Consider the following 12,841-nt stretch of genomic DNA (forward strand, 5'->3'; position numbering starts at 1 on the left):
CTATTTTCTGTGGTTTCATTGTATTTATTGTTTATGTTTGTTTAAAATTTAGTTTATATTGATAAAAATAACCTAACTATATTTCTGTGATATTCCGAATTTGTGTAGGTTGACCTAACGTTTTTCTTGGTTAATTATTTTGAACAAAGGTGAGATCTATCGGACAGCAATACCTAAGCTTCACCGCGATATTAAATTATAGTATGATATTCTTGTGAAAAATTTTACCAGAGTGAATAGGGGCAAGCTGATGAGAAAATCAATCATTGCAGTCGATATGGACGATACCATCTGTCATCTCGTCAAACGAGCCATATACCATAACAATAGTGAATTTCCCACTCATCCGCTTCGTTATGAAGAAATGTTAGATTGGAACACCGATCATCTACGTCATCCCAAAAGCACGCATGATGTATTTTATGGGCGACCGGGTTTGTTTGAGGAACTTGAACTGTTTGACGATTATGTTGTAGAAGAAATGGAGAAGCTTTGCAATGCTTTTGATGTCATTATTGTGACAGCGGCAGAGCCCAAGACCGTCGTAGAGAAATGGAATTGGCTTCAAAGACATATGCCATTCATTCCGATCGAGAACTTTTTCCCATGTAAACGAAAGAACCTGATTAACTATGATCTCCTGATTGATGATGGCCCTCATAATTTAGTACCTGCGCTAAAGGAGGGGAAAAAGGTGCTTTGTATTCCTCATCCATGGAATCTGAGAGCAAGAGAGCAATATGAGTTCCCCGTCATGACATCCTGGCAAGGAGCAAAAGAACGAATCGACTCCATTTTAGGAGTTCTGTATAAATAATAGAATTATTCGTAAAACAGCTGGCTCCTCTGGAACTGGCTGTTTTGCTAGAAAGAATAGCGCCTATGGCTGAAATAAAATGGTACAATTGCTATGCATTATCCATGAGGAGGGAACGTGTATGACCATGACTATGGGTCTGATTGTGAATCATCTGACCAAGGGAATAAGCCTACCCCACACCACCGTAGATCTGCTGGACCCAGGATCTGTAGATACTGAGGTGCAAGGAATTGTAACCGCTTTCTCCGCTTCACAGTACGTGATAGAACAAGCTATTTCTCTAGGTGCAAATTTTATCATTACACATGAAGGCATTTTTTATAGTCATCAGAGGATGCATGAGTGTCTACTACATGATCCGGTTTTTTCGCAAAAATCTCGCCTCATTGCCGATGCAGGTATAGGCATTTATCGGTTTCATGACACCATACATCGTTATCAACCGGATGGAGTGATGGTTGGGCTTCTTCAGGCGCTTGGCTGGCACAACTACATGGTAAAACAGCAGCCGACGGCCGCCATTTTGACTATTCCCGCTATGAAAGTTAAGGAGATCGCTGAATATATCAAAGCCAAACTACATATTCGTTATGTACGGGTGGCTGGCGAGGTTTCCATGCCATGTGAACGAGTGGGAATTTCAGTAGGATACAGGGGAGGTGGCGATCTAGCCATTCCATTATTTCTAAATGAAAATGTAGATGTAGTCATCGCCGGTGAAGGCCCAGAATGGGAAACACCAGAATATGTTAAAGATGCTGTCTATCAAGGGCACAGTAGAGCACTTATCATGCTGGGACATGCTGAAAGTGAAGCACCTGGGATGAAGTATCTCGCAGATGTGCTTTCCGCCCAATTTCCGATGCTTCCCGTACACTTTATTGAAGATCGCCCGGTGTTTCAAATATTGTAATGAGAACACGTTTTTTGTGATGGTCATCCAGCACTGCTGTTATATCCGTTCATCCACTTTATGAAATGGAGGCGAGATCATGGGAAGCAGAGTGATTATGCCGTTCAAAACAGACTGGAGATTTATAGAAGGAAATTACGCGGGTGCTGAGAAAATGGACTACAACGATGAGCATTGGCGGCTCCTTCATGTCCCTCATGATTGGAGCATTGAAAAGTCCTTTGATCCACATATGCTGTATGGTGGCAATCAGGCTTATTTGCCAAGATGGTCTGTCGGATGGTACAGAAAGCATTTTAATGTGAAGCCCTCCTCTCCAAAACAGCGCGTATACATACAATTTGATGGCATTCACAGTAACAGCGAGGTTTGGATCAATGGGCATTTTGTGGGCAAGCGACCCTATGGATATGTTAGCTTTCAATATGATTTGACTCCATATATTCGGTGGGATGAGGAAAATGTGATTGCCGTCAAAGTGGACAATACGATTCTTTCACCTGACAGATGGTATTCGGGGGCCGGTATTTATCGTAATGTTTGGCTGATTTGTACGGATTATATTCATATAACCGAATGGGGGACTTACATTACCACACCTGAAATTTCGCCAGATGAAGCCAAGGTGACTGTCAGAATCCAGGTCACTAATCAACACGCGCATGCCGTAGAGTGTACGATTATGACTGAAATGCTGGACCCACAGGGACAGATCCAAGGAAAAGTGGAAAACCGAGTTACTCTTTCGAGCTGTGAAACGGGGGAAATAGAGCAAAAAACGCGAGTTTTAGAGCCAGAACTATGGTCACCGGACAACCCAGTGCTCTACGAAGCCCAGACGACGATCTATTGCGACAATACAGAGGTGGATCGTTATTGTACCTCTTTTGGCATAAGAGAAGTGAAGCTGGATACACAAAAAGGTTTATTTTTGAATGGGCACAGCTTAAAGCTAAAGGGAGTGTGCATTCACCATGATTTAGGCTGTCTGGGGGCTGCTTACCATGATACAGCCATGAAAAGAAGGCTGCAAAAGCTGAAGGAAATGGGCTGTAACTCGATCCGTTTTGCTCATAACCCGATGGCGCCCGAATTATTAGATTTATGTGACCAGATGGGGTTCTTGGTGGTTGATGAGGCTTTTGATAAGTGGAAATCTCTTTTCTATGAGCATTTATATGATGAGTGGTGGGAAAAAGATCTGGAGGCAATGTTGCTCAGAGACAGGAACCATCCCAGTGTTTTCATGTGGAGCGTTGGGAATGAAGTGGAAAACCAAGGGCAGCCATCCATGCTAAAAATGTTGGAGCAGCTCGTGGGTTTCTGCCATGAAAAAGACCCAACCCGATCGGTTACATATGCGCTTGAGCCGCATAATACACCGATCAGCTTGCGTGAGGGTTCGATTGAGGCCAAAGTGGAGCATACTAAGCAGCTGGCACAACGAGTGGATGTTCTGGGGTTAAACTATCAGGAGCAGTGGTATGAGCACTATAGGGCGGCCATGCCGGATATGCTTATCCTTGGAACCGAGACGTTTCCATACTATCGGGGCAAGGATAACCGGGTTAAAGGTTATTTGCTTATGAATCCCTGGTTTGATGTCGCTAATCATGATTATGTGATCGGTCAATTTGTTTGGAGTGGAATTGACTATTTGGGAGAAACGAGCTATCCCTCCAAAGGGTGGTCTTCGGGCCTGATTGATACTTGCGGATTCCGCAAACCAGTATCTTATCTCCAACAAAGCTTATGGTCTAATCAGCCTGTTGTGCACATAGCCGCATTTAACGAACATATGAAATCGGAATTTAATCCGACATGGACAATGCACTGGAAATCTCCGGCCATGGAAGATCACTGGACATTTCCTGACTACGGTGGAAAATTGATACGGTTGGTTACCTTCACCAATTGTGAGAGTGTGGAATTGATCGTGAATGATGAATTATACGGTGAGAGGAAGCTAGTGGATTACCCTAATCATTTAATCCTATGGGAGCTTCCCTATACACCGGGCAAAATCCGAGCTGTGGGTCGTAATGGAAACGAGAAGGTTTGTGAGCATGAACTGACTACTGCCGGGACTCCTTATGCTCTAAAGTTGGAGGCCGATCGGACGGTTCTACCTGCTGATGGGCATGAGATATCTCATGTGGAAGTAACCGTCATAGACCCAAACGGGATCACTGTACCTAACCAGGATGTTGAATTAACCTTTAAACTGCATGGTGATGGCCGCATCCTTGGAATAGACAATGGGGACCTCACCAGTGATGAACCCTACAAGGGGAATGAGAGACGAACACACAGAGGAAGGTGTCTTGTGGTTGTACAATCTGGGAATGTGGCTGGTGAGCTGTTGCTTCAAGCATCAGCAGATGGAGGGTTACTGGGAGGAACCAGGCTGAAAGTGGAACAAGAATATAAATGACAATTCAAGGTTGATTCAGTAAAGACATTGTATTTTAGCTTACGTATTATTGTTACTCTTGACCAGCTTCTGGGCTGGTCTTTTTTATTTTTATATATAGGTAGGTTTCAGAATTGACATAAAAATAAGAAAGTTTTATAATTTCGCTATTAAAGAAATTAATTGAATAGTTTAATGGATGGGGTGTTTAATAGTGAACGAACGAGATTTCAAAGATGGGCTTTTCACCGAATACGCACGGATCGGAAAATGCTTGTCCAGCCCGAAAAGGTTGGAAATTCTTGATATTCTCATACAAGGACCCAAATCAGTTGAAGTTCTATCTAAAATGACTTCGATGTCCGTTGCCAATGTTTCTCAGCATCTACAAACTCTATATCAAGCTAAGTTGGTTCAATCCAAAAAGCAGGGAAACTTTGTGTATTATGAACTTTCTGATTCATCTGTTTTGCACTTTTTAAATTCACTGTATGACCTGTCTGAAAAGCAGTTAATTGAAGTTCAGCACATTAAGGAGCAATTTTTGGGTCAATTCTCGGATGTTGAAGGAGTCACAATGGAAGAATTGGCAATGCGGATGGAAAAAGGAGAGGTCACACTTCTTGATGTACGGCCGCGAGATGAATATGAAACTGCTCATATACCGGGGGCTGTTTCCGTTCCAATTGAAGAATTAGCGGAGCAGTTATCTTTGTTGCCAGCCGACTCGAAGATTGTGGCTTATTGCAGAGGCCCGTATTGCTTAATGGCGGTTAGAGCTATTGCATTGTTGCAGGCTCGTGGTTTCGAAGCTAGACACTTGGATAAGAGTGTTCACGATTGGAACGACTTTATCAGGGAAGGAAGTTAGCCTTAATGAATTTGACGAATGCTTCGCAGAAGAGGCAAGCGCTTATCAATTCCTATGCGGAATCTTCAGATAAGCAAAGAAAACTGTATCGTCGTACGCTTATCACCGTTATTTTCTCTCAAATTTTTGGAGGCGCCGGACTTGCTGCCGGAGTAACCGTTGGTGCGTTGTTGGCGCAAGATATGCTGGGTACGGATAAATTTACGGGGATTCCTGCGGCACTATTTACACTTGGTTCAGCGGCTGCAGCGCTCCTCGTTGGTCGGTTTTCCCAAAGATTCGGCCGACGAATGGGGCTGGGACTCGGTTTTATTGCAGGGGGAGTTGGGGCGATCGGTGTCGTTGTTGCAGCCCTTATGAATAGTATTACCCTGCTTCTAGTCTCCCTTCTTGTTTATGGATCGGGAACGGCTACAAATCTGCAGGCTCGTTATGCCGGTACAGATCTCGCAAGTTCAAAGCAGAGGGCAACAGCTGCGAGTATGGCTATGGTCTTTACAACGATCGGAGCGGTAGCCGGTCCCAACTTAGTTAACGTTACCGGAGAGTTTGCGTTATCCATTGGAGTTCCCAGTTTAGCGGGACCTTTTCTTTTAGCGGCGGTAGCCTATACATTAGCAGGCATAATATTATTGCTACTTCTTCATCCTGACCCTTTATTGGTGGCCAAAGCAGTTGCGAATCAGGCGGCACAAGGAAGCCAGTCGTCTTCTGATCTTGAGGCTACTCGTGATGGTAGAAAAGGAATTATTCTTGGCGCTTTAATCATGATAATAACTCAAATTGTCATGGTTGCGATTATGACGATGACTCCCGTACATATGAAGCACCATGGACATGGACTCGGCGAAGTAGGATTAGTCATCGGTTTTCATATTGGTGCTATGTATCTTCCGTCTCTAGTTACGGGTATTCTTGTCGATAAGATTGGTCGTATAGCGATGGCGATGGCTTCAGCTGTAACGCTACTTCTCGCTGGCGTAGTAGCTGCGTTGGCTCCCACTGATTCGATGGTTTTGCTTATTGTGGCGCTTTCTCTTTTAGGGATAGGGTGGAATTTTGGACTGATTAGTGGAACCGCTTTGATTGTAGATTCGACGACAATATCTAATCAAGCTAAGGTACAGGGATCGGTGGACGTACTTATTGCTTTGGCAGGAGCTTCGGGAGGAGCACTGTCCGGGATGATCGTAGCAAATTCAAGCTATTCCATACTTTCTTATGCGGGAGGAATTCTGGCGCTGGCGTTACTTCCTATCATGTTATGGATGCGTTCAAAGAGAGCATAGACTAGCAAAAAACGACCTTATGGTCGTTTTTTTGTGTTTACCTAACTGTCGGGGGGAAGCAGCCATAGTTCTCTTTTTGACAAATAGTTTGGATACGAATAGAATGACTAATTATGATATAACTTATTAAAACATTAATAAAAAGTGGTGATAAGTAGATATGTAAATGCCAGTAGAATCATCCATGAATCCTCGGGTAATTCGTAATATCTTGTTTTTGTTGTTCGCTTTACCGGGTGTAGCTTTTGCTTCCTGGGTATCTCGAACGCCTACTATACGGGGTAATTTACATGTCTCGACTGCCGAAATGGGAATCATTATTTTTGGATTAGCTGCATTTCTTTAGCGGGACTACTTATAGATCCCCCAGGCTTAGGGTTTTTAGGTGAACATGTTGGAACTTCTGCATGCCTTGATTGTAGTGCTTGTTGGCGTTATGGTCGCTGGTTTGATATCGGGTGCAGCCCAACCCATTGGAGTGAAAGAAAAAATCAGATTAAAAAATAAAGGGGATTGTCGCATGACTATGAAAACGGAAAAACAAAAGATGATAGATGGAGAACTGTATGTAGCTGCTGATCCTCAATTAACGAGTGAAAGAGAGTATGCGAGAAGATGTGTCCGTCTCTTTAATCAGACGACAGAGACGGATCGTGAGTACCGTGAAAAGTTACTTAAGGAGCTTTTCGGATCAACTGGTGAAAATATAGGCATGGAACCCAACATACGTTGTGACTACGGATACAACATCCATGTTGGAAATAATTTCTATGCCAACTTTGACTGTACCATTTTGGATGTTTGCGAAGTGCGCATTGGAGATAATTGTTTCCTGGCTCCAGGAGTTCATATTTACACAGCAACTCACCCCATAGATCCGTTTGAACGAATCGCTGGCCCAGAGTATGGAAAGCCTGTTAAGATTGGCAACAATGTATGGATCGGCGGGAGAGCAGTGATCAATCCTGGTGTTACGATAGGTAATAATGTCGTAGTGGCATCAGGAGCAGTAGTAACCAAGGATGTTCCAGATCATGTGGTTGTAGCTGGAAATCCAGCACGAATAATTAAGCAGATTGAAATCTCCTAAACAGCATACAGGCTAATCATTTAATATTTGTACCGATGATCCTATTAAAATAGCTCTTTATTTTAATAGGATCATTTAATTTAAAGACTAGTATGCTTATGGTCTTTAAGATTGAACTATACAGAGTAATAAATAATCATATTCATCCGAACTAGTGTTTCTCCTAGATTATAGTAAATGTGTGGACGGTCTGCTTTAAACCGAATCGAATCTCCGGCTTTCACCGTGTACATTTCCTCACTGACTTTTACCACCATTTCACCCTCAAATACCGTAATAAATTCTTCAGTACCTTCACGGTGTGGCGCTGAACTCAGTTCCCCGCCTGCTTCAATCTCTACGGTGTAAACCTCAAAATTTCTACTTCCTTCATAGGGGAAAAACGGATACAACCGATAGTGATTATTTTCTTCAAGCACTTGCACCTTGCTTTTCGGAACGACTACTGCATCTGCAGGGGGTTCATTAATCAGGGCAGTGAAAGAGATTTTCAAACCGTTCGCAATTTTCCATACGGTTGTAATCGAAGGATTTGATTCTCCTCGCTCAATCTGACCAAGCATCGTTTTACTGATCCCCGTCAGATCGGCTAATTTATCTAAACTTAATTTTCGTTCATTTCTCAGATGTTTCAAATTTTTACTTAAAATCAGATTAATATTCTCCATAATTATTCGCCCCTATTGTGCTTTATAAAGAACATATCGTACAATCATAAAGTACAAACGTGCGTTTTAACGCACATTTTATACAATTATAACATACTGGAGTTGATTGTTGCATGCCGGTTATTCCGTTTCTTTCTTATGTGATTGTTACCAGCTTTACGCCCGGACCCAACAATATTATGTCATTAGACAGTGCCAGGCGGTTAGGTTTGAGAAAAGCATTTCCATTCTTGCTGGGAGTAACAGCGGGCTGTTTCGCTATTATGCTGTTAGCCTGCTATTTTAATCTTGCTTTGTATCATTTTTTGCCACGGGTTAAAATCTGGATGAATGTACTCGGTAGTTTGTACATGCTTTATCTGGCGGTAAAAATAGCGAAGAGCAAACCTTCTTCTAAAAATAATGATCACAATGAAGGATATTCCTTCAAATCAGGATTGCTGCTGCAATTTATCAATTTAAAAGTCATTTTGTATGGTATTACGGTCATTTCAACGTTTGTTATGCCTTATGATGTATCGTATATAGAGCTTATTACAATTTCATTACTCCTGACCTGTATTGGTTTTATAGCTGTAGTGTGCTGGGCGGTTTTTGGGGCTATGTTTCAGCGTTTCTTGAACAAGTATGAGCGCTCCTTTAATATCATAATGTCCTTATTGCTCCTTTATAGTGCACTATCGATATGGATGTAAATGAGTACCGTTTCCATCATAGAAAAGAGAGGTTCCTGACTATAGGCAGGAGCCTTTTTTTCGTGTGAATTGAGCCTATTTTACGAGTCATAACATACAATCGGACAGAATGGATGAATCTCCTGATCATTTAGCTGCAAAACGGGTATTACCTTAATAAATAAAGCTGTTGACAACTTGTATATACATGACTTAATCTTGTATATACAAGATGTTGAAAGCGTTATATTATTTTTTACGCTACTTCATTTCGCAAGGAAGGAATGAGCATGAATGGAAGCAACGAATAGGACTTTGATTCCTCAAGATAAGGACTGGTGGCGCAAATCAGTAGTCTATCAGGTTTATCCCAAAAGTTTTAACGATACGACGGGTAAAGGAACCGGTGATATAAGAGGACTGACGCAAAAGCTGGATTATTTGCAAAAACTGGGTGTTGATATTGTCTGGTTGCAGCCTGTATATGTCTCACCACAACGTGATAACGGGTATGATGTAGCCGATTATTGCCAGATTAACCCCGATTATGGAACAATGCAGGATTTTGAAGAATTGAGCCGGGAAATTCGGGCGCGTGGGATGCACTTGATGATCGACATCGTAGTTAACCATTCTTCCACAGCACATGCCTGGTTCCAGCAGGCACGGCTTTCCAAGGATAGTGAGTATAGGGACTACTATATCTGGCGTGATCCAGCACCCGATGGTGGACCTCCGAACAACTGGATTTCCAAGTTTGGTGGGCCGGCTTGGCAATATGACGAGGCAACAGGTCAATATTTCCTGACACTATTTGATAAGACTCAGGCGGATTTAAACTGGGAAAACCCCAAAGTTCGTCAGGAAGTTGTTAATGTGCTGGAATTTTGGGCAGAGAAGGGAGTTAGTGGCTTCCGACTTGATGTCATTAATTTGATCTCCAAAGATCGGCAATTCTCGGACGACGATGGAAGCACGGCTCCTGGGGACGGGCGTAAGTATTATACGGACGGCCCAAGTGTGCATGAATACCTTCATGAATTACATGAGAAAGTATTCTCAGCGTATAACAGTGTCACTGTAGGGGAGATGTCCTCCACCTCACTGGATCACTGTATCCGTTATTCCAATCCAGAGAGAAAAGAATTGTCCATGACCTTTAATTTTCATCATTTGAAGGTAGATTATCCAAATGGACAAAAGTGGGAATTGATGCCATATGATTTTGAAATGTTGAAGAAGCTATTCTCGGATTGGCAAACGGGCATGCAACAAGGTGGCGGTTGGAGTGCATTGTTTTTTAACAATCATGATCAGCCAAGGGCGATCTCTCGCTTTTTGGATGATGGCGAATACCATGCGGAAAGCGCCAAGCTGCTGGCAACCACGTTACATGGTCTTCAAGGAACGCCCTATATATTTCAAGGTGAAGAGATTGGGATGGCCAACCCGCAGTGGGCAGATATTGAAGAGTTTCGGGATGTTGAATCTCTGAATATGTATCGTATCTTACAGGAACAAGGCAAAAGTGCAGAAGAAGCATTGAATATCATTCGAGAGCGGTCTCGTGATAATTCGAGAACACCGATGCAGTGGGATGGCACTCGCAATGCGGGCTTCACTACAGGCACGCCTTGGATTAAGGTAGATGAACGATATCCACGGATTAATGTTCAGGCTCAGTTAGAGGACCCGAACTCGATCTACAATCATTACCGTCAGCTGATTCATCTGCGTAAGACGGTGCAGGTCCTTACTGACGGGAGTTATCAACGTTTGGACGAAGCTCATCCTCAGGTCTACGCCTATCAACGCAGCAATGAAGAGGAGACTTTGATCGTCATCTCTAATTTTAGCGGACAGGATACGCAATTCCGTATACCGGATTCATTGTATTCATCATTAAACAATCAAGCGTTGGGTGCGGCTGAGCTTTTAATTGGTAATACCCAGCACGCCCCGGAGCTAAAACAAGAGATCACTTTGACCCCATATGCTTCATATATGTGGATTGTCCGTAGTCTTAGTGAATAGTATGGAGATAACTAGTAGTACCCCGGGGATATTATTTTTATAACCGGGGTTGTTGCTAAAAAAAGAGCAAACGTTAAGGGAGTGGGCTAGATGGCGATTGAAAGATCACAGGTAGAAGACATTATAAAAGCCGTTGGTGGCAAAGACAACATAGAGGCCTCTACGCATTGCGTAACTCGTCTGCGATTTGCCCTTTATGATGATAAGCTGGTAGATAAAGATGCACTTGAACAAAATGATTTGGTCAAAGGCCAATTTTCTTCACAAGGACAGTATCAGGTCGTGATTGGTCCAGGCCTGGTGGATAAGGTATATAACGAAATGATCTCCATTACAGGAGGTAGTCGGGCTTCTAAAGACGATGTCAAAAATGCAGCAAGCAAAAAACAAAATCCAATTCAGCGTGCCATCAAGACGCTGGCAGATATTTTTATCCCCATCTTGCCCGCAATCGTGACTGCAGGTTTATTACTTGGAATAAATAATATTTTGACAGGCAAGGGGATTTTCTTCGAAGGTATGGCTCTGGTTCAGGTCTATCCTCAATGGACTGACTTTGCTGCTATCATTAACACCATTGCCAGCACCGCTTTTACATTCCTACCTGCCTTAATTGGATGGTCAGCCGTTGTCCGGTTTGGCGGCAGTCCTTTACTCGGGATTGTACTGGGTCTGATTCTGGTTCACCCAGATCTATTAAGTGCATACGGTTATGCGGATGCCGTTACCAAAGGAACCGTTCCGGTTTGGAATTTGTTTGGGTGGGAAGTGAACAAGATTGGTTATCAAGGACAGGTTTTACCTGTTTTAGTATCCGCTTACGTACTTGCACAAATTGAAAAATTCCTAAATAAAAAGATAGCGGATTCATTTAAGCTGTTACTCGTAGCACCGATTACATTATTAATAACGGGATTTCTGGCTTTTACAGTGATCGGTCCGGTTACTTTTATGATTGGTAATGCTATTACGTCTGGTCTTGTATACGTTTTCGATTGGGCTCCTGCGGTGGGAGGCTTGATCTATGGAGGCTTGTACTCCTTGCTCGTGATCACGGGAATGCACCATACTTTCCTGGCGGTGGATGTGCAATTAATTGGTACGCAGGGTGGAACGTTCCTCTGGCCGATGCTGGCTCTGTCCAATATCGCTCAGGGGGCCGGAGCATTGGCCATGATGCTGGTATTGAAGGAGCAAAAGGGAAAAGGGTTGGCTCTTACCTCTTCTGTGTCTGCTTTTCTGGGTGTAACCGAGCCTGCCATATTCGGGGTGAATATCCGATATAAATATCCGTTCGTATTTGGAATGATCGGGTCCGGTATCGCAGGTATACTGCTCACCGTAAATCATGTGATGGCTTCTTCCATTGGTGTGGGAGGGCTTCCAGGCTTCTTGTCTATTTTCCCAAACAACTGGGGTGTATTCTTCATTGGGATGGCGATCGTATTGATTGTACCGTTCACTTTAACCTTTATGTATGGGAAACTGCTAAATAAGCGCCGTCAGACTCCAGCTACACCAGCTAACGACTCCGTACGGAAAGATTCGGGCCGTCGATATTCTGCACTGGATGTGCTTGAAGTAAAGACTCCGGTACTGGGACATGTTGTGCCATTGGAGCAGGTTCCTGATCCGGCTTTTGCCGAACGGCAGATGGGGCACGGTATCGCAGTGGAACCGAAGGATGGCAAGATTCTTGCCCCTTTCAGCGGAAAAGTTATTCATATCATGATGAAAAGCAAGCATGCCTTGATTTTGGAACATCCGACAGGTGTACAGATTCTGGTACATGTGGGGATCAATACGGTGTCGCTGAAGGGTGAGGGATTCACCATACATGTGGAGACAGATCAAACTGTGAAGCAAGGACAACTATTGATGGAATTTGACCGTGATCTGATTCAGAAATCCGGATATCCCATCATTACACCAGTCATTGTCCCGGATGGTCAGAGTATGATTAAATCGGTTGAAGAACTGCCAGGTGAGGCAGACGATTTGCAGTATACCTTAATGAGAATTCATTTGAATTCTTCATCAGGTCATAGGAACTAATTCAGATTCAATTC

The 12,841-nt window shown here is 43.2% G+C and carries 10 protein-coding genes and 1 pseudogene; 10 read left to right on the forward strand and 1 reads right to left on the reverse strand.

Annotated elements, in window-relative coordinates:
* Nucleotides 1–250 precede the first annotated feature (250 nt).
* The 7 genes and pseudogenes from MLD56_RS03345 to MLD56_RS03375 all read left to right on the forward strand — a co-directional run bounded on the left by MLD56_RS03345 (nt 251) and on the right by MLD56_RS03375 (nt 7,396).
* Nucleotides 251–817, forward strand: a complete 567-nt coding sequence (locus tag MLD56_RS03345) for a 5' nucleotidase, NT5C type (protein WP_241113469.1) — start codon at nt 251–253, stop codon at nt 815–817.
* Nucleotides 818–938: 121 nt separating this feature from the next.
* Nucleotides 939–1,733, forward strand: coding sequence for a Nif3-like dinuclear metal center hexameric protein (locus tag MLD56_RS03350; protein ID WP_029515898.1), 795 nt, complete (start codon nt 939–941; stop codon nt 1,731–1,733).
* 79 nt (nt 1,734–1,812) lie between these two features.
* A complete protein-coding gene (locus tag MLD56_RS03355; protein WP_029515897.1) occupies nt 1,813–4,167 on the forward strand; it encodes a glycoside hydrolase family 2 TIM barrel-domain containing protein in 2,355 nt (784 codons plus the stop codon).
* 193 nt (nt 4,168–4,360) lie between these two features.
* Entirely contained in the window at nt 4,361–5,017 is a 657-nt protein-coding gene (locus MLD56_RS03360) for an ArsR/SmtB family transcription factor (protein ID WP_029515896.1), read from the forward strand.
* Between the two features lie 5 nt (nt 5,018–5,022).
* Nucleotides 5,023–6,306, forward strand: a complete 1,284-nt coding sequence (locus tag MLD56_RS03365) for an MFS transporter (protein WP_069010922.1) — start codon at nt 5,023–5,025, stop codon at nt 6,304–6,306.
* Between the two features lie 184 nt (nt 6,307–6,490).
* Nucleotides 6,491–6,643 (forward strand): annotated as a pseudogene (locus MLD56_RS03370) (MFS transporter); the annotation flags it as partial.
* Nucleotides 6,644–6,826: 183 nt separating this feature from the next.
* Nucleotides 6,827–7,396: a sugar O-acetyltransferase gene (locus MLD56_RS03375; RefSeq protein WP_029515893.1), complete on the forward strand. Its 570-nt coding sequence runs from the start codon at nt 6,827–6,829 to the stop codon at nt 7,394–7,396.
* Nucleotides 7,397–7,512: 116 nt separating this feature from the next.
* Here MLD56_RS03375 and MLD56_RS03380 read toward each other — a convergent pair whose 3' ends face one another.
* Nucleotides 7,513–8,064 (reverse strand): helix-turn-helix domain-containing protein, encoded by a 552-nt coding sequence (locus tag MLD56_RS03380; RefSeq protein ID WP_029515892.1) that lies wholly within the window; start codon nt 8,062–8,064, stop codon nt 7,513–7,515.
* Nucleotides 8,065–8,177: 113 nt separating this feature from the next.
* Here MLD56_RS03380 and MLD56_RS03385 point away from each other — a divergent pair, with 113 nt between their 5' ends.
* The 3 genes from MLD56_RS03385 to treP all read left to right on the forward strand — a co-directional run bounded on the left by MLD56_RS03385 (nt 8,178) and on the right by treP (nt 12,827).
* Nucleotides 8,178–8,759 carry a LysE family transporter gene (locus tag MLD56_RS03385; RefSeq protein ID WP_029515891.1) on the forward strand — a complete coding sequence of 194 codons (582 nt, stop codon included), beginning with the start codon at nt 8,178–8,180 and terminating at the stop codon, nt 8,757–8,759.
* Nucleotides 8,760–9,032: 273 nt separating this feature from the next.
* A complete protein-coding gene (gene treC / locus MLD56_RS03390; protein ID WP_029515890.1) occupies nt 9,033–10,772 on the forward strand; it encodes an alpha,alpha-phosphotrehalase in 1,740 nt (579 codons plus the stop codon).
* A 90-nt stretch (nt 10,773–10,862) separates the two neighbouring features.
* Nucleotides 10,863–12,827, forward strand: coding sequence for a PTS system trehalose-specific EIIBC component (gene treP / locus MLD56_RS03395; protein ID WP_029515889.1), 1,965 nt, complete (start codon nt 10,863–10,865; stop codon nt 12,825–12,827).
* The last annotated feature ends 14 nt before the right edge of the window (nt 12,828–12,841 follow it).

It is taken from the genome of Paenibacillus peoriae, assembly GCF_022531965.1.
In the GTDB taxonomy this organism is placed as follows: Bacteria; Bacillota; Bacilli; order Paenibacillales; family Paenibacillaceae; genus Paenibacillus; species Paenibacillus polymyxa_D.